The 23379-nt window shown below is 70.8% G+C and carries 17 protein-coding genes and 1 pseudogene; 13 read left to right on the forward strand and 5 right to left on the reverse strand.

What is annotated here, in order from left to right; genetic code table 11:
* Window positions 1–313: 313 nt before the first annotated feature.
* From ftsZ to ACWD12_RS28960, 6 genes are all read left to right on the forward strand, one after another.
* Window positions 314–1486, forward strand: a complete 1173-nt coding sequence (gene ftsZ / locus ACWD12_RS28935) for a cell division protein FtsZ (protein WP_450102044.1) — start codon at window positions 314–316, stop codon at window positions 1484–1486.
* Window positions 1487–1671: 185 nt separating this feature from the next.
* Window positions 1672–2418 (forward strand): peptidoglycan editing factor PgeF, encoded by a 747-nt coding sequence (gene pgeF, locus ACWD12_RS28940; RefSeq protein WP_450102045.1) that lies wholly within the window; start codon window positions 1672–1674, stop codon window positions 2416–2418.
* Between the two features lie 23 nt (window positions 2419–2441).
* The gene (locus tag ACWD12_RS28945; RefSeq protein ID WP_450102046.1) at window positions 2442–3176 is read left to right on the forward strand and encodes a YggS family pyridoxal phosphate-dependent enzyme; all 735 of its coding nucleotides are present in this window, start codon (window positions 2442–2444) and stop codon (window positions 3174–3176) included.
* Window positions 3177–3244: 68 nt separating this feature from the next.
* Entirely contained in the window at window positions 3245–3862 is a 618-nt protein-coding gene (locus tag ACWD12_RS28950; protein WP_450102047.1) for a cell division protein SepF, read from the forward strand.
* An 81-nt stretch (window positions 3863–3943) separates the two neighbouring features.
* On the forward strand, window positions 3944–4228 hold the full coding sequence (locus tag ACWD12_RS28955) for a YggT family protein (protein ID WP_358353109.1): 285 nt from the start codon (window positions 3944–3946) through the stop codon (window positions 4226–4228).
* Between the two features lie 46 nt (window positions 4229–4274).
* On the forward strand, window positions 4275–5414 hold the full coding sequence (locus ACWD12_RS28960; RefSeq protein WP_358353111.1) for a DivIVA domain-containing protein: 1140 nt from the start codon (window positions 4275–4277) through the stop codon (window positions 5412–5414).
* 519 nt (window positions 5415–5933) lie between these two features.
* Here ACWD12_RS28960 and ACWD12_RS28965 read toward each other — a convergent pair.
* Together ACWD12_RS28965 and ileS are read right to left on the reverse strand one after the other, a co-directional pair.
* Window positions 5934–7046 (reverse strand): helix-turn-helix transcriptional regulator, encoded by a 1113-nt coding sequence (locus ACWD12_RS28965; RefSeq protein WP_450102048.1) that lies wholly within the window; start codon window positions 7044–7046, stop codon window positions 5934–5936.
* A 219-nt stretch (window positions 7047–7265) separates the two neighbouring features.
* Window positions 7266–10418, reverse strand: a complete 3153-nt coding sequence (ileS, locus tag ACWD12_RS28970; RefSeq protein WP_450102049.1) for an isoleucine--tRNA ligase — start codon at window positions 10416–10418, stop codon at window positions 7266–7268.
* Between the two features lie 387 nt (window positions 10419–10805).
* Between ileS and ACWD12_RS28975 the strand changes: the two genes are divergently transcribed.
* The 7 genes and pseudogenes from ACWD12_RS28975 to ACWD12_RS29005 all read left to right on the forward strand — a co-directional run bounded on the left by ACWD12_RS28975 (window position 10806) and on the right by ACWD12_RS29005 (window position 17175).
* Window positions 10806–11102 carry a DUF167 domain-containing protein gene (locus ACWD12_RS28975; protein WP_450102050.1) on the forward strand — a complete coding sequence of 99 codons (297 nt, stop codon included), beginning with the start codon at window positions 10806–10808 and terminating at the stop codon, window positions 11100–11102.
* Window positions 11103–11423: 321 nt separating this feature from the next.
* On the forward strand, window positions 11424–12062 hold the full coding sequence (locus ACWD12_RS28980; RefSeq protein ID WP_358353226.1) for a TraR/DksA family transcriptional regulator: 639 nt from the start codon (window positions 11424–11426) through the stop codon (window positions 12060–12062).
* A 145-nt stretch (window positions 12063–12207) separates the two neighbouring features.
* Window positions 12208–12834 (forward strand): annotated as a pseudogene (lspA, locus tag ACWD12_RS28985) (signal peptidase II); the annotation flags it as partial.
* A 178-nt stretch (window positions 12835–13012) separates the two neighbouring features.
* Window positions 13013–13960: an RluA family pseudouridine synthase gene (locus tag ACWD12_RS28990; RefSeq protein ID WP_358353118.1), complete on the forward strand. Its 948-nt coding sequence runs from the start codon at window positions 13013–13015 to the stop codon at window positions 13958–13960.
* Window positions 13961–14170: 210 nt separating this feature from the next.
* Window positions 14171–15775 (forward strand): Na+/H+ antiporter, encoded by a 1605-nt coding sequence (locus tag ACWD12_RS28995; protein ID WP_450102051.1) that lies wholly within the window; start codon window positions 14171–14173, stop codon window positions 15773–15775.
* Window positions 15776–16083: 308 nt separating this feature from the next.
* Window positions 16084–16665 carry a dienelactone hydrolase family protein gene (locus ACWD12_RS29000; protein WP_358353121.1) on the forward strand — a complete coding sequence of 194 codons (582 nt, stop codon included), beginning with the start codon at window positions 16084–16086 and terminating at the stop codon, window positions 16663–16665.
* A 36-nt stretch (window positions 16666–16701) separates the two neighbouring features.
* Window positions 16702–17175, forward strand: coding sequence for a DUF4240 domain-containing protein (locus ACWD12_RS29005; RefSeq protein ID WP_358353122.1), 474 nt, complete (start codon window positions 16702–16704; stop codon window positions 17173–17175).
* Window positions 17176–17221: 46 nt separating this feature from the next.
* Here ACWD12_RS29005 and ACWD12_RS29010 read toward each other — a convergent pair whose 3' ends face one another.
* The 3 genes from ACWD12_RS29010 to dnaE all read right to left on the reverse strand — a co-directional run bounded on the left by ACWD12_RS29010 (window position 17222) and on the right by dnaE (window position 22937).
* On the reverse strand, window positions 17222–18562 hold the full coding sequence (locus ACWD12_RS29010; RefSeq protein WP_450102052.1) for a mechanosensitive ion channel family protein: 1341 nt from the start codon (window positions 18560–18562) through the stop codon (window positions 17222–17224).
* A 404-nt stretch (window positions 18563–18966) separates the two neighbouring features.
* Complete coding sequence (locus ACWD12_RS29015; protein WP_358353126.1) at window positions 18967–19380, reverse strand: DUF6300 family protein; 414 nt, start codon at window positions 19378–19380, stop codon at window positions 18967–18969.
* On the reverse strand, window positions 19377–22937 hold the full coding sequence (dnaE, locus tag ACWD12_RS29020) for a DNA polymerase III subunit alpha (protein ID WP_358353128.1): 3561 nt from the start codon (window positions 22935–22937) through the stop codon (window positions 19377–19379). Before dnaE ends, ACWD12_RS29015 begins: the two co-directional genes overlap by 4 nt.
* Window positions 22938–23379: the final 442 nt, after the last annotated feature.

Genomic DNA, 23379 nt, shown 5'->3' on the forward strand with positions numbered 1-23379 from the left:
CCGTGGGGGACCGGCCGTGAGCCCGGTACGGGGTCGCCGTGAGCCGGGGGCGCGGCGATGCGATAAAAACACCACGGCAAAAAGAAGGGGGGATGGCTCGGCGTGTTCGTTGAACCGGGCCCTTCCGGCACCTAGTGTCCTGCGTAGCCCCAGGTTGACGCGGTTTTCGTATGGCGCAGGCCCTAACTCTATACCTGAGGGTGAGGGTTCGGGGGCTCATCACGAGCCGAGTCCCGAGACTTCCCCTGGTCGGCAATGTCGGCACGCCGCACCACGGCGTGTCGACCGGAACTCGAGGCGAGAGGCCTTCGGCGTGGCAGCACCCCAGAACTACCTCGCAGTCATCAAAGTCGTAGGCATCGGCGGTGGCGGTGTCAACGCCATCAACCGCATGATCGAGGTCGGTCTCAAGGGCGTCGAGTTCATCGCGATCAACACCGATGCGCAGGCGCTGCTCATGAGCGACGCCGACGTCAAGCTCGACGTCGGCCGCGAACTGACGCGCGGACTCGGCGCGGGGGCCAATCCCGAGGTGGGCCGCAAGGCCGCCGAGGACCACCGCGAGGAGATCGAGGAGGTCCTCAAGGGGGCCGACATGGTCTTCGTGACCGCGGGCGAGGGCGGCGGCACCGGTACGGGCGGCGCACCGGTCGTCGCGAACATCGCGCGCAACCTCGGTGCCCTGACCATCGGCGTCGTCACGCGCCCGTTCACCTTCGAGGGACGCCGCCGCGCCAACCAGGCCGAGGACGGCATCGCGCAGCTGCGCGACGAGGTCGACACCCTGATCGTCATCCCGAACGACCGTCTGCTGTCGATCTCCGACCGCCAGGTCAGCGTTCTCGACGCGTTCCGCTCCGCCGACCAGGTCCTGCTGTCCGGTGTCCAGGGCATCACCGACCTCATCACCACGCCGGGCCTCATCAACCTGGACTTCGCGGACGTCAAGTCCGTGATGTCGGAGGCCGGTTCCGCGCTCATGGGCATCGGCTCCGCGCGCGGCGACGACCGCGCGGTGGCGGCGGCGGAGATGGCGATCTCCAGCCCGCTGCTCGAGGCGTCCATCGACGGCGCCCGCGGCGTCCTGCTGTCCATCTCCGGCGGCTCGGACCTCGGCCTGTTCGAGATCAACGAGGCCGCGCAGCTGGTGAGCGAGGCCGCGCACCCCGAGGCCAACATCATCTTCGGTGCGGTGATCGACGACGCGCTCGGCGACGAGGTCCGCGTCACCGTCATCGCGGCCGGGTTCGACGGCGGGCAGCCGCCGTCCAAGAGCGAGTTGGGCAAGGTGAACCGCCCGGCCGAGCAGCAGCCGCCGCAGCGCGCCCCCGAGCCGCCGCGCACCCCGGCGCCCGGCGGGCAGAGCGTCCTCGGTCCGGTGGACAGCCCGGCCGGCGGGCAGTACCCGCCGCCGCCGCGCACCCCGCTGGTCCCCGAACCGGTGCGCGAGGACATCGACCTGGACGTCCCGCCCTTCATGAAGTAGTCGGTCGTCACGGGCCCTTACCCCTCGGGGTAGGGGCCCGTGCGCCGTCCGGCCGCCGGAATCCGGTGCGGTGGCCGCGGCCGCGTCCGGCGAATCCGTCCCGTACCGGTCCCGCATCCGTTCCGCATCCGTCCTACATCGTCGCCGTATCCGTGCCGTGCCCCCTTCGTCCCGTGGGAGTCGCCTTGTTCACCTTGCGGACCGTGGAACACGGCGTCGGCTTCGCGTTCACCGACCGGCACGGCGGGGCCGGTGCGGCGCCGTACGACAGCCTCAACCTCGGCGGCCACGTCGGCGACGACTCCCGGACCGTGCACGGCAATCGCGCCCGCGTCGCGGAGGCGCTGGGGTTCGACGCCGGGCGGGTCGTCTGGATGAACCAGGTGCACGGCCGCGACGTGGCCACCGTCGACGGCCCCTGGCCCGGCGCGGCGCCCGAGGCGGACGCCGTGGTCACCCGAACCCCCGGGCTCGCACTGGCCGTTCTGGTGGCCGACTGCACGCCCGCACTCCTCGCCGATCCGGTCGCCGGGGTCGTCGCCGCCGCCCACGCGGGCCGTCCGGGCCTGTACGCCGGGGTGATTCCCGCCACCATCGAGGCGATGGCGGCACTCGGCGCCCGCCCGGAACGCATCGTCGCCAAGACCGGCCCCGCGGTCTGCGGCCCCTGCTACGAAGTCCCCGACGCGATGTGCGACGAGGTGGCGGCCCGGGTGCCGGCGTCCCGTTCGCGGACGAGGCAAGGCACTTCGGCCCTCGACATCGTGGCCGGCGTCTGGTCGCAACTCGCGGACGCGGGCGTGCCCGCCGGTGAGAAATCGCACATGTGTACGCGTGAGTCCGCCGACCACTTCTCCTACCGCCGCGACGGCAAGACCGGGCGCATCGCCGGATACGTGTGGCTGGCCACAACCCCGGCACCGACGGCTTGACGACCCTCGGGGACGATGGGCACATGAGTTCGGAATCCACAGACGGCCCCGGTCCCGCGGCACTTGCCGCCCGCCGCGAGGAACTCGCAAGCAACCTCGGCGAGGTGCGGGCGCGCATCGACGCGGCATGTGACGCGGAGGGCCGCGCGCGCGACGCGGTGGACCTGATCGTGGTGACCAAGACCTACCCCGCCTCGGACGTACGGCTGCTCGCTGGCCTCGGGGTGCGCGATGTGGGGGAGAACCGCGACCAGGAGGCCGCGCCAAAGGCCGAGGCCTGCAAGGACCTTGATCTGACCTGGCACTACATCGGCCAGCTCCAGACCAACAAGGCGCGTTCGGTGGCCGCGTACGCCGACGTCGTGCACTCGGTCGACCGGACCCGCCTGGTCGCCGCCCTGGCCGTCGGCGCGGCCCGCCGCGAACGGGAGTTGACCTGCCTGATTCAGGTGAGCCTGGACGGCGACGCGGGGCGCGGGGGAGCGCTCGCGGCCGACGTACCGGCGCTCGCCGACGCCATCGCCGAGGCACCCCGCCTGCGGCTCGGCGGGCTCATGGCGGTCGCTCCGCTCGGCGCCGAACCCGCCCGCGCGTTCGAGGCCTTGGCGGAAATGTCAACCCGCCTGCGCGAAGCGCATCCGGCTGCAACCATGGTTTCGGCGGGGATGAGCAACGACCTCGAGCAGGCCGTCGGGGCCGGAGCGACACATGTACGCGTCGGTACTGCGGTGCTCGGCGTCAGACGCTTGCTCCGGTAGCGTCGCCATGAAGTGGATCGCACGACCCACGGTGACCCACAGCCGATCCACCATGGAGGACCCTGACTATGGCCGGCGCGATGCGCAAGATGGCGGTCTACCTCGGCCTCGTGGAGGACGATGTCTACGAGTACGACGACTACGATGAGGACGACATCGGCCCGGACGGCCGTGCCGAACGGGGCTCCGAGCAGCCTCGTCCGGAGCGCCGCGAGGAGCGGCGGGAGGAACTCCGCGAACCACCTCGCGAAACCCGCGAACGCCGTGAAGAGCTCCCCCGGCCCGTGCCCGCACTGCACGTCGAGCGCGGCCTCGACGAGCACCGGGCAACCGTGTCGACCATCCCCGACCGCCGCCCCGAGAGCAGTGCACCGGTGACCGTACACAAAGTCGTCAGCGAGCGTGAGCCCTACCGCATCACGACGCTGCACCCCCGTACCTACAACGAAGCCCGTACGATCGGTGAGCACTTCCGTGAAGGCACACCGGTCATCATGAACCTGACCGAGATGGAGGACACCGACGCGAAGCGACTCGTCGACTTCGCCGCCGGACTCGTCTTCGGTCTTCACGGCAGCATCGAGCGGGTGACCCAGAAAGTCTTCCTGCTGTCGCCTGCTAACGTCGACGTGACAGCAGAGGACAAGGCCCGCATCGCTGAGGGCGGGTTCTTCAACCAGAGCTGAAACCCTGGTTGATGTCAGAGGGGTGCGAGAACTGAGGAGAGGAACCGGGTCTCCCGGGAACGCGTATGAGGGGGCAGAGGCATGAGCGTCGCGGGCGAGGTATTGACCATCGTCCTGTACTGCTTTCTGTTCCTGCTGATCTTCCGCTTGGTGATGGACTACGTGTTTCAGTTCGCACGGTCCTACGAACCCCGAGGGGCCATGGTCGTCATCTTGGAGGCGACCTACTCCGTCACGGATCCGCCGCTCAAGCTGCTGCGCAGGTTCATTCCTCCCCTGCGCCTCGGGGGCGTAGCGCTCGACCTGTCCTTCTTCGTACTGATCATCATCGTCTACATCCTGATCTCCGTCGTGGGCAGGCTGTAAGCGGTACGGTCTGTCCGGATGCCGACGATCACGTTGAGGTGAAGAAATGCCGTTGACCCCCGAGGACGTGCGTAACAAGCAGTTCACGACCGTCCGTCTCCGCGAGGGCTATGACGAGGACGAGGTCGATGCGTTCCTCGACGAGGTCGAGGCGGAACTGACCCGCCTGCTTCGCGAGAACGAAGACCTGCGGGCCAAACTCGCAGCCGCGACGCGCGCTGCCGCGCAGAGTCAGCAGCAGGCGCAGCAGCGAAAGGAGCGTGAACGCCCCGACGCCCCTGTTCCGGCTGCCATATCCGGGCCCACCCCGGTTCCGCCGCCCCCGCAGCAGCAGATGGGCGGCCCACAGCAGATGCACGGCGGTCCCCAGCAGCACCCGATGCAGGGCCAGCCCCAGCTTGGCCCCGGCGGTATGCAGGGACAGCCGCAGCTGGGCCCGGGCGGTATGCAGGGGCAGCCGCAGCAGCACCAGTTGCAGGGCGGGCAGTTCCCCGGCCAGCAGCAGATGCAGGGCCAGCACATGGGCGGGCAGCTCCAGCCGCAGCAGCACCAGATGCAGCAGCAGGGCCAGATGGGCGGCCCGCCGCAGCTCGGCGGCGGCCAGATGCAGAGCCCGGGCGGCGACAGCGCGGCCCGCGTGCTCGCGCTCGCGCAGCAGACCGCGGACCAGGCGATCGCCGAGGCGCGTTCCGAGGCGAACAAGATCGTCGGTGAGGCACGCACCCGCGCCGAGGGCATGGAGCGCGACGCGCGCTCGAAGGCCGACGCGCTGGAGCGGGACGCGCAGGAGAAGCACCGCGTCGCGATGGGCTCGCTGGAGAGCGCGCGTGCCACCCTCGAGCGCAAGGTCGACGACCTGCGCGCGTTCGAGCGTGAGTACCGCACGCGGCTCAAGTCGTACCTCGACAGCCAGTTGCGGCAGTTGGAGTCGCAGGCGGACGACTCGCTCGCCCCGCCGCGTACCCCGGCCACCGCTTCGCTGCCGCCCGCGATGTCGTCGTCGCCGGTCCCGTCGTCGATGACGCCGGCCATGACGCCGTCGATCGGCCAGCAGATGGCGCCCGCCATGAGCCAGCCGATGACCCAGCAGATGGCTCCGGTCCGCCCGCAGGCGCCGCAGCCGCAGCCGATGCAGCAGGCCACGCCGATGCGCGGCTTCCTGATCGACGAGGACGGCGACAACTGAGTCACCGTCAGACCTGACGACGGCTTCGCCGCCCGACCCCGGTCGACATCCGCAGATACGCCGAGGCCCGCCCTTGCCAAGGGGCGGGCCTCGGCGCGTTTAGCAACAAATTGACCCACACCTTCGAGTGAACCGCGGGCAGGTCTCCGAAAGCGGGGCGGCACCAGGAGGCGGCGCCTGCCAGATCCGGTGGGCGCGTCCGGGTCGCGGGCCGATGCGACCGTCCTGGGCGGGTGGTCGGCGCTATCCGTCCGGGCGGAGAAGTACCGAAAGGATCAGTCGGGAAGGACGCCGTCCACCTGCTCGGCCGCGGGGCGTTCGACAGCCTGGTGACCGGTCGGGCCACGGTCGAGCAGCCGTGCGCGGCCGGGCAGATCAAGCCCGCCAGTGGCACCGTCGAACCGCTCCAGCGGTTCGCCGGACTACCTCGACACCTTCGACGAGGACTTCGCGATCACCACCCCGTGGCCGGCCGCCCGGTGCGAACGACCCGCCGGTCCCGGTGACTTCGCGGGCTGCCTACGCTGCGACCAGCGGACGGCAGCCCGCATTGTGAGCCGGGTAGTAGTGGTCGGTGAAGATGCGCGAGGTGAGCTGGCCGCGGTTGGCCGAGCCGGTCTTGTGCAGCACGCTCCGCACGTCCAGGTCGACCGTCTCCGCGGCGAGGCCGAGTCTGGCCGCTATGTCGGCGGGCGCGAACCCCCGTGCCAGGTACGCGGTCACGGCCTGCTCGCTCTGCGACAGGTCGTACGTCCCCACGGCCGTCGGCGCGAGCTCCGCGGCCGCGGACGGTGCGATGGTCAGCGCCGTACCGCCGGGAGCGCCGTCGGGGGTCCGGGTGCACGCCGCCTGGAGTCGCAGCCCCGCACCGTTGCGGGTGCGCAGCCGAACGCTCGCCGGGGGTGCGCCGCGCCCCGCCGCGTGTGCCCGGGCCCGGGCGACGAGCATGGACGCCGCGAGCGGCAGCGGGAACCCGAAGGGCGTCGCGGCACCGGCGGTCGGCGTACGCGGGTCGATGCTCCGCAGGCACGCCGCGGCCTCGTCGGTCGCGCTGATCAGGCGCCCTTCGGCGTCGAAGACGACGACACCGGGGCCGGCGGGAAGGCTGTCGGGAGCCAGGACCTCGGGCTCGCGCTCGCCGAGCACCGCGGCCCGCATGCCGCGTGCCACGTCCTCCGAGACCAGGGCGAGGAACTGCCGCTCCGCCTCGGTGAAGTCGCTGCTGCCCTTCTCGCGCAGCAAGTTGCCGACGGCCCAGGTGCGGTCGCCGACCGAGAAGGCGACGCGCGCCTCGTGGCCGAAACCGAGCCCCGAGTTGATGTCGATGTAGCGGGCGCTGCGGCCGAGGTGTCCGTCGGTGGCCTCGCCGAGCGTACGCACACCCGTCGGCATGCGGGCCAGGTCGGCGAACTTGTTGAAGTCGTTGTCGAGGAACTCGTTGTGGAAGAACGGGCCGCACACCCAGGGGGGAAGGCCGTCGGCCACCGCGTGATGCGTGCACATCAACGTGTCGGGGTCGGTCGAGGAGATGAAGCAGCCGTCGAACGGCACGACCTCGCGCAGCCGGGTGGTGACCTCCGCGAGCAGCCGGTCGCCGTCTAGCCCGGAGCCGCACAGGCGTGCGATCTCCACGCGTGCCGAGCTCCGGCTCTGAGGCGGTATAGCGGTCATAACCGGCCAGCATAGGCACTTCGCCGGAGAAATGGAGTAAAGGTCCGAAATACCAGGGTTCTGGGGCAGTCATGCGGTGGGGTACGGAGCTTGGTCGTACCCCACCGCATGGCGAGGTTCCGGATCGAGCGATCGCCTGATCAGGCGATCATGCGATCGACGGATCAGGTGATCGAGTGATCAGGTGATCCGGCGCAGCCAGAAGCGCAGGCCGAGGTTCTCGTCGCCGTGCAGCGGCAGCTCCTCGTCCTCCGGGGCACCCTCGGCGAACTGCAGCGCGAGCACCTCCTCGGCGATCTGCGGGCCGTGGGCCAGCAGCGCCGACCGGGTGTGCTCGCTCGTGTCCGCGCTCCACCAGACCGCGATGCGGTCGGCGACGTCGAAGCCCGACGTCTTGCGGGCCTCCTGGATCAGCCGGATCGCCTCGCGGGCGGTGCCCGCGAGGCGCAGCTCGTCGGTCAGGTGCAGGTCGAGGGCGACGGTCGCGCCCGCCTCGCTCGCGACCGCCCAGCCTTCGCGCGGCGTCTCGGTGATGATCACCTCGTCCGCGGAGACCTCGACCGGCGCGCCGTCCAGCAGCACCGTCGCGGTGCCGGACGCCTTGAGGGCGGCCGACAGCTCCGCGGCGTCGGCCGCCGCGACGGCGCCCGCGACCTTCGGCGTCTCCTTCGCGAACCGCTTGCCCAGCGCCCGGAAATTGCCCTTGGCGGAGAACTCCACGAGGTCGCCGCCCGCGTCGGAGAGGGACGCCAGCGAGACGACGTTCAGCTCCTCGGCGATCTGCGCGCGCAACTCGTCGGACAACGCGTCCCAGCCCTGCGCGCCGATGAGCGCGCGGCCGAGCGGCTGGCGGATCTTGACGCCGGAGTCGGCGCGCGTCGCCCGGCCCAGCTCGACCAGGCGGCGCACCAGCCGCATCTGCGCCGACAGTTCCTTGTCGACGAGCGCACTGTCCGACACCGGCCAGGCGGCCAGGTGCACCGACTCGGGGGCGACGGCGTCGACCGGGCGCACGATGTCCTGCCACACGCGCTCGGTGATGAACGGCACGAGCGGTGCCATCAGCCGCGTCACCGTCTCCAGCGCGGTGTGCAGCGTCGCGAGCGCGGCGGCGTCGCCGTTCCAGAAGCGGCGGCGGGAGCGGCGGACGTACCAGTTCGACAGGTCGTCGACGAAGGCCGACAGCGCCTTGCCGGCGCGCTGGGTGTCGAAGGCCTCCATGGCCGCGTCGACGTCGGCGACCAGCTGGTGCAGCTCGGAGAGCAGCCACTTGTCGAGCAGCGGGCGGTCCGCGGGCGCCGGGTCGTCGGCCGAGGGCGTCCAGCCGCTCGTCCGGGCGTACAGCGCCTGGAAGCTGACGCTGTTCCAGTACGTCAGCAGCGTCTTGCGGACGACCTCCTGGATCGTGCCGTGGCCCACGCGCCGCGCGGCCCAAGGCGATCCACCGGCGGCCATGAACCAGCGCACGGCGTCGGCGCCGTGCTGGTCCATGAGCGGGATCGGCTGCAGGATGTTGCCCAGGTGCTTGGACATCTTGCGGCCGTCCTCGGCGAGGATGTGGCCGAGGCAGACCACGTTCTCGTACGAGTTGCGGTCGAAGACGATCGTGCCGACCGCCATGAGGGTGTAGAACCACCCGCGCGTCTGGTCGATCGCCTCGCTGATGAACTGGGCGGGGTAGGCCTGCTCGAAGATCTCCCGGTTGCGGTACGGGTACCCCCACTGCGCGAACGGCATCGCACCCGAGTCGTACCAGGCGTCGATCACCTCCGGCACGCGCACCGCCTCGGCGCCGCACGCCGCGTCGCCCGACTTCGCCGGGCACCCGAAGACGACCTCGTCGATGTACGGCCGGTGCGGGTCCAGGCCCGACACGTCGCGCGCGGTCAGCTCGGACAGCTCGGCGAGCGACCCCACGCACGTCAGGTGGCCCTCGGCGCAGCGCCAGATGGGCAGCGGCGTGCCCCAGTAGCGGTTGCGCGAGAGCGCCCAGTCGATGTTGTTGTCCAGCCAGTCGCCGTAGCGGCCGTGCTTGACGGTGTCCGGGTACCAGTTCGTGCGCTCGTTCTCGCGCAGCAGGGCGTCCTTGACCGCGGTGGTGCGGATGTACCAGGACGGCTGCGCGTAGTAGATGAGCGCGGTGTGGCAGCGCCAGCAGTGCGGGTACGTGTGCTCGTACTCCATGTGCCGGAACAGCAGCCCGCGTGCCTGGAGGTCGGCCACCAGCGCCTCGTCGGCCTTTTTGAAGAAGACGCCGCCGACCAGCGGCAGGCCCTCCTCGAAGGTGCCGTCGGTGCGCACCGGGTTGACGACCGGCAGGTCGTACGGCCGCACCGCGGCGAGGTCCTCCGCGCCGAACGCGGGGGCCGCGTGCACGATGCCGGTGCCGTCCTCGGTGGTCACGTACTCGGCGAGCACCACGAAGTTGGCGCCCTCCAGCTCGACCAGATCGAACGGGCGGCGGTACGCCCAGCGCTCCAACTCCCGCCCGGTGAACCGCTCGCCGGTCGCCGCCCAGCCCTCGCCGAGCGCCTTCTCGACCAGCGGCTCGGCGACCACGACCGGGCGCTCGCCGTCCTTGGCGGCCATGACGTAGGTGACGTCGGGGTGCACGACGGCGGCCGTGTTGGAGACCAGCGTCCACGGCGTGGTGGTCCACACCAGCAGGTCGGCGCGGTCGGCCAGCGGGCCGGAGGTGAGCGGGAAGCGCACGTACACCGACGGGTCGACGACTGTCTCGTAGCCCTGCGCGAGCTCGTGGTCGGACAGTCCGGTGCCGCAGCGCGGGCACCAGGGGGCGACGCGGTAGTCCTGCACGAGCAGGCCCTTGTCGAAGATCTCCTTGAGCGACCACCACACCGACTCGACGTACTCGGGGTCCATCGTGCGGTAGGCCTGGGACATGTCGACCCAGTAGCCCATGCGGGTGGTCAGTTCCTCGAACGCGTCCACGTGGCGCAGCACCGACTCGCGGCATTTCGCGTTGAACTCCGCGATGCCGTACGCCTCGATGTCCTGCTTGCCGGAGAAGCCCAGCTCCTTCTCGACGGCGAGCTCCACCGGGAGACCGTGGCAGTCCCACCCGGCCTTGCGCCGGACGTGGTGGCCCTTCATGGTCTTGAAGCGCGGGAACACGTCCTTGAAGACGCGGGCCTCGATGTGGTGCGCGCCCGGCATGCCGTTGGCGGTGGGCGGGCCCTCGTAGAAGACCCAGTTCGGTCCCTCGGCCGTGCGCTCCAGGGTGCGGTCGAAGATGTCGTGCTCCTGCCAGAACGCGAGAACGTCGTGTTCCATGGCGGGCAGATCGACCTGCGCCGGTACCGGGCGGTACATACGTGCCTTCCTTCCGCGGGCTCGTGAAAAGCTGCCGGCCGAAGGGACGAGGCGGCGAACGCCCCGCGGTACCACCCTTCTTGGCCGTGCCGGTGATGCGGCACGACCCTCTCGAGGTCAGCGAGCGCCGGTTCTACCCGGTCCACGGGGGACCGCTCTTCCGGCGGCTCCGGGGTGATCTTCGGACCGCGCACACCTCCGGGCTCCCACCGTCCCCGGATCGCTCAAGGCTGCGTGCGGACGTACTCGTCCCCATCGACACCGTCTCGCTTCCCGGAATTCTACGGCCACGCGCGACCCGCCCGCCCCCGGGTTTCGCGGGCTTCCCGGGTCCGGGCGGCCCGGGGGCACGCCGGAGGGTGCGGCCGCGCGGGCATGATGGTCGGCATGAGTCCCGCCCCCGTCCCCGCCCCGGAGCCGCGGCGAATCGCGATCCGCGTCAAGCCCGGGGCGTCGCGTACCGCTGTCGGGGGCACGCACGGTGACGCGCTGGTGGTGGCGGTGAACGCGCGGGCGGTCGAGGGCAAGGCCACCGAGGCCGCGTTGAAGGCGCTCGCGGACGCGCTCGGGGTACGCCGGCGTCAGATCGTGCTCGTGACCGGTGCGACGAGCCGCGACAAGGTGGTCGAGGTCGCCGAACCCCCGGCCGGCCTCGACGCGGCCCTCGCCGACCTGCGCGGCTGACCCGTGTACGCCTGCTTTCGGCCCGCGGTCCGCCCGGCCCGGTGTTCCCGTGGAGTTACCGTTCGGTAGCGCTGCGTTCAAGGGTGCCTAACGATCCAACCGGCATCCGGTAACGAAGCGGACACGCACAACTAGGGATAGTCACGCCCGGTTCTGGGCACAACCGACTTACGTTGCCGGTCGCCGGGGCAGCCGAAGCCCCCGGACCCGGCAGCGCGCCCTGTTGTCGGGGGCATGGGGTGGGCGTAAGCTTCCCGAGCTGTTTTGTGAATTTTGTGCAGTATGTCCGGAAAGACCCTACGGAACGAGGGGGCCGTGACCATGGCGGAAAGCGGCAAGGCGGCCGGAGGACGGGCCCGCAGCACAACGACGGCCAGGTCCACCAAGACCGCGGGAAGCGCCGCAGCGTCCGGCGGGCCGACCAGGAGCACCCGCTCCACAACGGCGCGCGCGGCCACGTCGGCGGCCAAGGCCAAGGCCGCCCCGGTGGCCGCGACCACCGGCGCCCCGGTGCGTACCGCGACGGCCACGGCTGTCGCCCCGCCACCGGGCGGTATTCACGAGGCGGCCACGTACCCGGTCCGTCCGGGCGAGGACCCGTGGACCGAAGACGAGCTGCGCGAACTGCGGGACGGCCTCATCGACGAGGTCGCCCGGCTCAACAGCGAGATCCAGTACGCCGAGCACGAGATCGCCGACATGCTGCGCGACTCCGGCGACGGCGCGGGCGACGACCAGGCGGACGCCGGGACCAAGAACTTCGAGCGCGAGCACGAGATGGCCCTGACGAACCAGACCCGTGGCATGCTGAGCCAGTCGGAGCGGGCCCTGCGCAGGCTCGCCGACGGCACGTACGGTGCCTGCGAGTCGTGCGCATCGCCCATCGGGAAGGCGCGACTCCAGGTCTTCCCGCGTGCGACCCTGTGTGTCACCTGCAAAGAGCGCGAGGAACGCCGATAACGACCGGGCCGCCCCGGACGGCTGCTCCGCGCTGGACCTAGGAGCGGAGCGAGCCATCGGCACCGGAGCGGAACGGCGGGACGGCAGCACGCCCCTCGCCGCCCAGGACACGGACAGGGGCGCCCGCCCGGGCACCCGGCAGGAAATCGCGAAGGACGGCACCACGGACAGCGGCACGGGAGCGACCTCCGGGCCGGCCGACGACCGCCCCGCCGACTCGGGGGGCGGTCGTCCGGCCGGTTCCGACGACGGCGCGGCGGACTCCTCCGCCGCGCCGTCGCGGCGCGTACGCCGGCCCCGCATCGCCGTCCTGCTAGGCGTCGCCGCCTTCGCCTACGCCCTCGACCTGGTCACCAAGCTCGTCGTGGTGGCGAAGCTGGAGGGCGAGGCGCCGATCGACGTGATCGGCGACTGGCTCCAGTTCCGCGGCACCCGCAACCCGGGTGCGGCGTTCGGCATGGGCCAGGCGTACACGATCGTCTTCACGCTGATCGCGACGGCGGTCATCGTGGTGATCCTGCGGCTCGCCCGCAAGCTCTACAGCCTCCCGTGGGGGATCGCGCTCGGCCTGCTGCTCGGCGGCGCGCTCGGCAACCTGACCGACCGGCTGCTGCGCTCGCCCGGGTTCCTGCGCGGGCACGTCGTCGACTTCATCGCCCCCAAGCACTTCGCGGTCTTCAACCTCGCCGACTCGGCCATCGTGGTCGGCGGCTGCCTGATCGTGCTGCTGTCCTTCCTGGGCCTCCAGCCGGACGGGACGCGGGAGGGCGACGAGTCCGAGGACGCCGACGAGTCCGAGCGGGCGGATGCCGCCGACCGCGCCGAACCCGCCGAACCCGCGGACCCCGCCGACCCCTCGGAGGGCGCCGAGAGCGGCGATCCCCGCGGGGACGACCGCCGTGACCAGGGCGAGAAGACGGACTGATCCCCGCACCCGGCATACTCGACGGGTGACCTCCTCCACCGGCTCGCCCGAAATCCGCACGCTGCCCGTACCCGACGGCCTCGAAGGCGAGCGCCTCGACGCCGCGCTCGCCCGGATGTTCGGGTTCTCCCGCACCCGGGCCGCCGAACTGGCCGCGGCCGGGAAGGTGCTGGTCGACGGCAAGCCGGCGGGCAAGTCCGACCGGGTGGCCGGCGGCGCCTGGCTGGAGGTCGAGATGCCCGAGGCCCCCGCACCGGTACGCATCGTCGCCGAGCCGGTGCCCGGCATGGCCGTCGTGCACGACGACGAGCACATCGTCGTCGTCGACAAGCCCCTCGGCGTCGCCGCCCACCCCAGCCCCGGCTGGCAGGGCACCACCGTCGTCGGCGGCCTTGCCGCCGCCGGCTACCGCATCTCCACCTCCGGCGCCGCCGAGCGCCAGGGCGTCGTGCACCGCCTCGACGCCGGGACCAGCGGGCTGATGGTGGTGGCCAAGTCGGAGCGCGCGTACACCCTGCTCAAGCAGCAGTTCCGCGACCGCACCGTGGACAAGCGCTACCACGCGCTCGTGCAGGGCCACCTCGACCCGCTGTCCGGCACCGTCGACGCCCCGATCGACCGGCACCCCAAGCACGACTGGAAGTGGGCGGTCGTCGCGAGCGGCAAGCCCAGCGTCACGCACTACGACACCGTCGAGGCGTTCCGCGCCGCGAGCCTGCTGTCCATCAAGCTGGAGACCGGGCGCACCCACCAGATCCGCGTGCACATGTCGTCGCTGCGCCACCCGTGCGTGGGCGACATGATGTACGGCGCCGACCCCACCCTCGCCAAGCGCCTCGGCGTGGACCGGCAGTGGCTGCACGCGGTGCACCTCGGCTTCGAGCACCCGGGCAGCGGAGACTGGGTGGAGTTCGACAGCACGTACCCGGACGACCTGGCCCGGGCGCTGGAACGCGTCTCCGACGGGCAGTAGGTTTGCGGCGGCCGCCTGCCGACCGCCGGCGATCGGACCGCCGCCGGCCCGATTGCCGTAGGCCGGACTGCCCTCGACCGGACCGCCATGCGCTCCGGCGTCGGCTGCCGACGACGCGGCCGCGGCCGGTGCGGGGCGCCTCCCGCAAAAACGGATAATTCCGGCGTAGCGTGACCCCACCCGTGTTCCGGCGGCGCGTGGGGGAGTCCCGTGGACCAGCTGACCGTCCTGTTCCTGCTGTTCCTGGTCACGCTCGTCGCGGTCCCGGTGGCGTCGTGGATCCGGATGCCGTACCCGGTCGTCATCACCATCGGCGGACTGCTGCTCGCCGTCGTGCCGGGCCTGCCGGAACTGCGGCTCGATCCGGAAATGCTGCTCCCGCTCCTGCTGCCCCCGCTGCTGCACACCGCCGGATGGCGGACGAGCTGGCGCGAGTTCCTCGCCAACGCCAAGGCCATCCTGCTGCTCGCGGTGGCGCTGGTCTTCGTCACGACGGCGGCGGTCGCGTTCGTCGCCCACCAGGTCGTGCCCGGCCTGCCGATCGCCGCCGCCCTGGCGCTCGGCGCGCTGGTCGCCCCGCCCGACCCGGTCGCGGCGTCGGCCGTCGCGTCGACGCTGCGCCTGCCCCGGCGCCTGCTGTCGATCCTGGAGAGCGAGGGCCTCTTCAACGACGTGACCGCGATCGTGCTCTACCAGGTCGCGGTCGCGGCGGCGGTCACCGGCTCGTTCTCGGCCGGGGAGGCGGTCGGCACGTTTTTCCTGTCGGCCGCCGTCGCGGTCGCGGTCGGCTGGGGCGTCTCGATCGTGGCCCGATGGGGCTTCCGCTACCTGAACGACGAGCGCCTGCGCGTGATGGGCTCGTTCATCGTCCCGTTCGTCGCCTACATCGGCTCCGACGAACTCGGCGGCTCGGGCGTGCTCGCGGTCATCGTCAACGTGCTCATCATGCGGGCGAAGAACGTCGAGCCCGACGAGCCGATCGGCCGCGTCTCCGGCGGCGTCTTCTGGGCGGTCCTGGAACTCATGGTCACCGGGCTGACCTTCGGCATCATCGGCCTGGAGCTGAGAGTGGTCCTGCAGGCGCTCGGCGACGACACCGGCGACGTCCTCGCCGAGGCCGCGGCCGTGGTCGCGACCGTCATCGTGGTACGCGGCGTCTGGCTCTTCCCCACCGCCGTCCTGGCCCGGCGCCGCAACCGGCGCGCGGCGGACGAGGACGACCCCGACGTCAAGGACCTCGCGCCGGTCGGTCCGCGCGAGACGGCGGTGCTGTGGTGGGCGGGCATGCGCGGCGTGGCCACCGTCGCGCTGGTGCTGGCCCTGCCGCGTACCACCGACGCGGGCGACCCCTTCCCTGGGCGCGACCGCCTGATCGTGATCGCGTTCGCGGTGGTGATGGTGACGCTCGTCTTCCAGGGGCTGACGCTGCCCTGGCTGGTCAAGCGGCTCGGCGTCCGCGAGTCGGAGGACGCGGCGGGTGCCGCCGAGGAGGCCCTGCGGGTGCGCTGCGCGAAAGCCGCCCTCGCCCGGCTGCGCGAGATGGAGGCCGGTGGCGAACTGCCCGACGAGGTCATCGAGACGCTGCGCGCCCGCCAGCAGGCGATCATCGCGCGGGTGCGGCCGGACGCGTACGAGGAGGACGCCCGCAAGGCGCTCGCCGAGAGCGGCCGCCGCAAGAGGCAGCTGCGGCGGGTCGAGGAGGAACTTGCCGAGGCGTCACGAGAGGAACTGCAGCGCGCCCGCGCGGAGCCGGGCCAGGACCCGGTGGCCGTCGACCGCATCATGCGCCGCATCGACCTGCGCCGGATCGTCTGAACGGGTGGGGCCCCGGCCGCCGGTCGGACCATCGGGCGGACCGGGCGCGGGGGAGTCCCGCGACTCCGGAGACGCACCCGGCCCTGACACTCCCCGGCCCTGACACACCGGCGTCGTGTGGTGCCCTGGTGGCCCATCCGGCGGGCGGGCGGGGATCATGGGGTCGGCACACGCACCGCACACCGGCGGACTGCGCCCGCACGTCACCCACGTGCACCCGCACACACCTGCACGAACTCGTACAAGCTCGCACGAACGAACCAGCGCTCGCCCGCACGACATCGCAGCACCGAGAGACGAGGACCCCTGTGGCCCGCATCATCCTGTTCCATTCCGCGTACGGACTGCGCCCGGCCGTCCTCGACGCCGCCGAGCGCCTGCGCGCCGCGGGCCACGAGGTCGAGGCCCCCGACCTCTATGACGGCCGCGTCGTCGACACCGTCGAGGAAGGCATGGAGATCAAGGACGAGATCGGCACCGAAGAGCTGCTGCGCCGCGCGGTCGCGGCCGCCGCCCCGCTCGGCAAGGGCGTCGTCTACTCCGGCTTCTCGATGGGCGCCTCGCTCGCCCAGAACCTGGCGCTCGCCGACGAGCACGCCGGCGGCCTGCTGATGTTCCACGGCACGTCCGACCTGCGCGACGAGGCGGAGACCGAGTCCGCCGTACAGCTGCACGTCGCGGACCCGGACCCGTTCGAGACCGAGGACTGGCTCAACGCCTGGTACCTGCGCATGGTCGCCGCGGGCGCCGACGTCGAGGTCTACCGCTATCGGGGCGCCGGGCACGTCTTCACCGACCCCGACCTGCCCGACTTCGACGCCGAGGCGGCCGACCGGGCGTGGGCGGCGGCGCTGGCGTTCCTCGAAGAGATGGATGCAAACGCGGCGTAGCAGGCGGCTCGCCCGTCGGCATGTGACGATTTACGGGTGTTGGGATGGGACGAATTCTGGGAGCTCATCGACCTGCTCGGCGGTCGTGCGGACGACGACGCCTGTGAGCGGTTGACCGAGGTGCTCGCCACCCGCTCGAAGTCGGCGATCATCGGGTTCGCCGACCTCCTGGCGGAGGCGCTGTACCGACTGGACCGCGCCGATCTCGCGGCGCTGCCCTACATCGACGTGACGGATCGTCAGGGCGTGCCCGTGCCGATGTCCGCCGACGGATTCCTGTACGCGCGGTGCGGTGTCGTCGCGGCCGGGCGGGAGGCGTACGCCCACGTGCTCGCCGAGCCGTCCGAGTTCTGCCGCTACACGGCCGCCGAGTACGACGGGGAAGCCCTCCTCTACGTCGCGGAGGACGCGTGGGAGGAGCTGACCGGGCGGCCGTGGCGGCACGAGGAGCCCTTCGACTACGAGACCGGGTCGAACCCGGAGGGTTGGCCGGGCTCGGCTCCGCTCTGAACCCGCTCTGAACCCCGCTCTGACCGGCCGCCCTCGCGGGCAACCCTCACTTGCCGGGATCGGGCCCCGAGTGGTCGGCCTGGGCCATTCCGGCCGCGTCCGTCCCGGCTTCCTCGCGCTCGCGCATCCCGGAGCCGGCCCGGCTGCCGGCTTTGGCCATGGACACGTCGGACCTGGCCGCGTCGGCCCGGTCCGAGTCGGTCGGCCGCGGATCGGCCGCGTCCGCCCCGGGCTTGCCCAGGTCGACCTTCGGCTTCTTCGCGAGTTCGACGAACCGTTTCGGCCCCGTCTGCGCCGGGATGGCGGCGTTCTGGCCGTGGCCCCAGGCGTCGTCCCCGTACGCCGGACCGGTCGCCGCCGGGGCGGTCGCCACGCGCGGCAGCGCGTACGGGTGCTTGCGGCGCACGTAGTCGAGCAGCTTCTCGCGCACCTCGCAGCGCAGCGTCCACACGTCGTCGGCGTCGCGCGCGGTCACCACCGCACGCAGCACGACCGTGGTGGGCGTCGTGTCGGTGACGTAGAGGCTCCAGCCCTGGCCGTCCCACAGGCCGGAGTCCTTCAGCATGCGGTGCAGCTCGTCGCGCAGCTCGGGGACCGGCGCCGAGTGGTCGAGGTGCAGGAAGACCGTGCCGGTCATCCGCGTGTCGGTGCGCGACCAGTTCTCGAACGGGCGGCTGGTGAAGTACGACACGGGCATCACGATGCGGCGCTGGTCCCACGTGTTGACCACGAGGTACGTCAGCGTGATCTCCTCGACGGTGCCCATCTCGTTGTTGACCACGACCGAGTCGCCGATCCGGACCATGTCGCTGAAGGCGATCTGGAGTCCGGCGAAGAGGTTGGCCAGGGTGCTCTGCGCGGCGAGGCCGGCGACGACGCCGATGAGGCCGGCGGAGGCCAGCAGGCTGGTGCCGACCGTACGCATGCCGTCGAACGTCATGATCATCGACGCGACGGCGATCACCCCGACGATGGCCGAGCCGACGCGGCGGATCAGGTCGATCTGGGTGCGGACGCGGCGTACCTTGCCGGCGTCGGTGGCGACCGCGGCGTACTTCTCGAACGAGGTGTTGACCAGCACGTTCGCGGCGTGGATCGTGAGCCAGGCGCAGGCGCCGATGACGCACAGGACCAGGACGTGCCGGACGGTGCCGCTCGTGCCGTCGGGAAGGTCGGCGGCCGGCTCGGCGAGCAGCGCGAGGACCGTCGCGAGCGTCACGACGCACGATGCCCGGGATCTGCGCAGCATCGGCCACAGCGGCCCGGAGCTGGGCCTTCTGGTCTGCACCTCGCGGGCCACCCTGGCCAGCAGCCACGAGACGACCCCGGTGAGGACGAGGACCGCGACCAGAACGATCAGTGGGCGCAGAATCTCCCAGACGTCCACGGTTGCTGTTCTCCCTGAGACTCGGTTGCGGTGAACGGTTCGGCCGATCGCGTCGGCGAACGCGGCATCACGAACTTGTCACGCTAGCCACCCGTTCGAGTGACGTCCAACTCCCGCTGCCCGGGGCCATCCGGCGCGACACCCAATTCGGTCGGACACGGTCACAACTGCTCGGCGACCTCGAATCGTTCCAATCGAAATCGGGCTGTTGTGCTCGCCAAGTGTTCACGAGGCGGGCAATCGCCGGTCGGCCGACGGCCGAAGCGACGGACGATCGGCCGCCGCCGGGAGCCGACTCGGCGGTCGAGGCGGCTGTGAGGGTGGCGGAAAGGCAGCAGTCAGTCCGGCCCCGGCCGGACCGCCGACGGCCCGGCGCGGTCGGCCCGGCGCGGTCCGCCCGGCGGTCAGTCCGCCTCGACGAGCGTCGCCGGGTCGGCCGGGCGGGCCGCCACCGCGGTCACCCAGTCGCCCGCGAGTTCCGCGAAGAGCGCCGCGTTCCCGCCGTCGACGCGGTCGTCCACCCGGAAGAGCGCGAGCAGGTCGGCGGCGTCCGGATCGGCGTGGTCGCACGCGGGGCACAGGACCAGCACGCGTACGCACGGCAGCGGCTCGCCGAACCCGTTGTCCCACACGTGTGGGACCCGGGCCTCCAGGATTCCGGGCCCCTCGCAGCGCAGGCACAGCGGCGCGTCGGCCTGTACGGCGATGTCGACGCCGTGCATGCGGTGCGCCTCGTTGTCGAGGTAGGGGTCGTTCGTGCCGCCGTAGCCGTGCAGCGGTACTTCGTCCGTCTCGCCTGGTTCGTCGGGCGGGGTCATACCACCCACGAATCGGGTCCGAGCAGGACCTTGATCTCCGAGGCGAACGCGGTGTTGTTCTCCACGGTCGGATTCAGCCGCAACAGCGTGGTGCCGCCGAGGCGGTTCTCCATGCGCAGGCGTACCTCGGTGTCGCCGGGGTGCGCCAGGATGGCCGACTTGAGCCGGCCCACCAGCTCCGGGGTGATGCGGCGCTCGTGGACCTTGAGGATCACCGGCGGCTTGCCGCCGTGTTCGGCCGCGGAGATGTCCAGCGGCACGAGCTCCTCGCCGAAGACCGACAGGGCGCCGTCGCGCTCGTTGATGCGGCCGCGGATCGCGACGGCGTTGTCCTCGATGAACTCCTGCGAGAACAGCAGGTAGTTCTTCGGGAAGTACAGCACCTCGATCGACGCGTCGTGGTCGGACAGCGTGACGATCGCCCAGGGGTTGCCGCCCTTGTTGATGCGCCGGTCGACGCCGGTGATCAGGCCCGCGAGCTTCACGAAGCCCTCGGTCTGGCCCGAGCCGACCAGGTCCGCGATGGACATGTCGCGGTTGCGCGCGAGGATGTGCTCGGCGCCGTCCAGCGGGTGGCTGGAGATGTACAGGCCCAGCATCTCCCGCTCGGTGGACAGCAGTTGCTTGCGCGGCCACTCGTCGTCCGACAGCTTGAAGTCGAGGCCGACGGCGGGCTTGTCGTCCGGCTCGTCGGAGCCGCCGCCGAACAGGTCGAACTGGCCGTTCGCCTCCTGCCGTTTGAGCCCGATCACCGCGTCGACCGCGGTTTCGTGCACCGCGCACAGCGACTTGCGGCTGTGCCCGAGCGAGTCGAAGGCGCCCGCCTTGATCAGCGAGTCGATCGTGCGCTTGTTGCACACCGTGATCTCGACCTTCGACAGGAAGTCCTGGAAGGAGGTGTACTTGCCCTTCGCCTTGCGGGTCTTCATCAGCGACTCGACGACGTTCGCCCCCACGTTGCGCACCGCGGTCAGGCCGAACCGCACGTCGTCGCCGACGGCGGTGAACTCGACCGCGGACTCGTTGACGTCGGGGGAGAGCACCTTGATGCCCATCCTGCGGGTCTCGGACAGGTAGACGCCCATCTTGTCCTTGTCGTCGCCGACGGACGTCAGCAGCGCGGCCATGTACTCCGCGGGGTAGTTCGCCTTCAGGTAGGCCGTGTGGTACGAGACCAGGCCGTACGCCGCCGAGTGCGACTTGTTGAACGCGTACCCGGCGAACGGGACCAGGACGTCCCACACCGCCTTGATGGCCTCGTCCGAGTAGCCGTTCTTGCGCATGCCTTCCTGGAACGGGATGAACTCCTTGTCCAGGACTTCCTTCTTCTTCTTGCCCATCGCGCGGCGCAGCAGGTCCGCGCCGCCGAGCGTGTAGCCGGCCAGCACCCGCGCGGCCAGCTGCACCTGCTCCTGGTAGACGATCAGGCCGTACGTCGGGCCGAGGACCTCGTTGAGCGGCTCCTCCAGCTCCGGGTGGATCGGCTCGATCGGCTGCTGCCCGTTCTTGCGCAGCGCGTAGTTGATGTGCGAGTTCATACCCATCGGGCCTGGGCGGTACAGCGCGCTCACGGCCGAAAGGTCGGCGAACTCGGTGGGCTTCATCAGCTTCAGCAGCGCGCGCATGGGGCCGCCGTCGAGCTGGAAGACGCCCAGGGTGTCGCCGCGGGCCAGGAGTTCGTACGTCTTGGGGTCGTCGAGGGGCATGTCCTCGGTCTTGACGTCGACCCCGCGGTTCTCCTTGATGATCTTGATGCAGTGGTCGATGATGCCCAGGTTCCGCAGCCCCAGGAAGTCCATCTTGATCAGGCCCATGTCCTCGCACTGCGGGTACGAGAAGCCCGTGATGATCACGCCGTCCTTGTCGCGGCGGTGCAGCGGGATCAGGTCGAGCAGTGGCGTGCGCGACAGGATGACCGCGGCGGCGTGCACACCGGTGCCGCGGATCAGGCCCTCGATCCCCATGCCGGTGTCGACGACCTTCTTCACCTCCGGGTCGCTCTCGTAGAGCGCCCGGATCTCCATGCCCTCGTTGTAGCGCGGGTGCTCGGGGTTGAAGAGGTCCGCGAGCGGAACACCCTTGCCCATGACGTCCGGCGGCATCGCCTTGGTGATGCGGTCGCCGGTCGAGAACGGGAAGCCCAGGATGCGCGACGCGTCCTTGACCGCCGCCTTCGCCTTGATCGTGCCGAAGGTGTTGACCTGCGCGGTGTACTCGGCGCCGTACTTGTCGGACACGTAGCGGACCATCTGGTCGCGCTGGCGGTCGTCGAAGTCGATGTCGACGTCGGGCGGGCTGACGCGCTCCGGGTTGAGGAAGCGCTCGAACAGCAGGCCGTGCTCCAGCGGGTCCAGCTCGGTGATGCGGGTCAGGTACGCGACCAGCGACCCCGCCGCCGAACCACGCCCCGGGCCGACCGCGATGCCGTTGTCGCGGGCGTACTTGCAGATGTCGGCGACCACGAGGAAGTAGGAGTCGAAGCCGAGCGGCGAGATCACCGACAGCTCCATCTCCAGGCGGTCCAGGACCTCCTGGCTCGGGTTGGGGCCGAAGCGCATGGTCAGGCCGCGCTCGCACTCCTTGCGCAGCCAGGACGCCTGCGTCTCGCCCTCGGGCACGTCGAACTGCGGCATCTGGTCGACGTACGTGAAGACCTCGTCGTACGGCTGGATGCGCTCGGCGATCAGCAGCGTGTTGTCGCACGCCGCGCGCAGCTCGCCGAACAGCGAGCGCATCTCCTCGGACGACTTGATGTAGTAGCCGGTGCCGTTGAACTTGAAGCGGTTCGGGTCGTCCTTGTTCTTGCCCACGCCGACGCACAGCAGGTTGTCGTGCGCGTCGGCCTGGTCCTCGGTCACGTAGTGCGAGTCGTTGGTGGCCAGCAGCGGGATGTCCAGCTGCTTGGCGATGCGCAGCAGGTCCTCGCGGACCGTGCGCTCGATGTCGAGCCCGTGGTCCATGAGCTCCAGGAAGTAGTTTTCCTTCCCGAAGATGTCCTGGTACGCCGACGCCGCCGCGATCGCCTCGTCGAACTGGCCGAGCCGCAGCCGCGTCTGCACCTCGCCGGACGGACAGCCGGTCGTCGCGATGATGCCCTCGGAGAACTGCGAGATGATCTCGCGGTCCATGCGGGGCTTCATGTAATAGCCCTCGATGGACGCCAGCGAGGAGAGCCGGAACAGGTTGCGCAGCCCCTGGGCGTTCTCCGCCCACATCGTCATGTGCGTGTAGCGGCCGCCGCCGGAGACGTCCTTGCCGCCCTCGCCGCTCGCGTCGTCGGTGTTGCGCGCGCCCGCGGTGGCCCAGAACTCGGGCTTGCGGTTGTGGCGCGAACTCGGTGCGACGTACGCCTCGATGCCGATGATCGGCTTCACCGGCGACTTCTTGGAGATCTGGAAGAACTCGAAGGCCCCGAACATGTTGCCGTGGTCGGACATCGCGACCGCCGGCATGCCGAGCCGTTCCACTTCGGCGAACATCTTGCCGTTCTTCGCCGCACCGTCGAGCATCGAGTACTCGGTGTGTACGTGCAGGTGGACGAAGCTGTCAGTGGACACGAGCCCTCCGTCACTGTTTTCGATGTATTACGAGGTACGGCGAACACCCCGTCCGAGGGGACGCCCGGGCCGAGGAAGCCTTCACTCTAGCCCGGTCGCGAGGGCGTTAGTCGAAGGAGCGGCGAGTGGCGTGAAATCACACAAAGCAACAGTCCGGTTGATTGCGAAGGGACCTTACACCCCCGCAAGTTGCACATATCGATACTGCCAAATGCCTCTTGCGTGAACTCTTGTGCACGTAGAGTCGTTGTCTCCTATGTAGCCGCACGGCCGGGTGCGGCCACGGAGACCCGGGCCCGAGAGGTCCGGGGGAACGGGGACGCCGAAATGACCAACGGCCGACAGCACACCCACCCCTCCGATCAGCAGCCCGCACCGCAGCCCGACCTGCGTACCGAGCGGCCGGACCCGCGGCCGGGCAAGAACGGCTGACAGAGGCGCG

It is taken from the genome of Streptodolium elevatio (genome assembly GCF_053592165.1).

Excerpts from the sequence above, each read along its gene's own strand:
- ACWD12_RS28980 (WP_358353226.1), top strand. The coding sequence starts at position 11,424 with ATGGCGGAAAGCGGCAAGGCGGCCGGAGGACGGGCCCGCAGCACAACG.
- ACWD12_RS28950 (WP_450102047.1), top strand. The coding sequence starts at position 3,245 with ATGGCCGGCGCGATGCGCAAGATGGCGGTCTACCTCGGCCTCGTGGAG.
- ileS (WP_450102049.1), bottom strand. The coding sequence starts at position 10,418 with ATGTACCGCCCGGTACCGGCGCAGGTCGATCTGCCCGCCATGGAACAC.
- ACWD12_RS28975 (WP_450102050.1), top strand. The coding sequence starts at position 10,806 with ATGAGTCCCGCCCCCGTCCCCGCCCCGGAGCCGCGGCGAATCGCGATC.
- ACWD12_RS28955 (WP_358353109.1), top strand. The coding sequence starts at position 3,944 with ATGAGCGTCGCGGGCGAGGTATTGACCATCGTCCTGTACTGCTTTCTG.
- ACWD12_RS28960 (WP_358353111.1), top strand. The coding sequence starts at position 4,275 with ATGCCGTTGACCCCCGAGGACGTGCGTAACAAGCAGTTCACGACCGTC.
- ACWD12_RS28945 (WP_450102046.1), top strand. The coding sequence starts at position 2,442 with ATGAGTTCGGAATCCACAGACGGCCCCGGTCCCGCGGCACTTGCCGCC.
- ACWD12_RS29015 (WP_358353126.1), bottom strand. The coding sequence starts at position 19,380 with ATGACCCCGCCCGACGAACCAGGCGAGACGGACGAAGTACCGCTGCAC.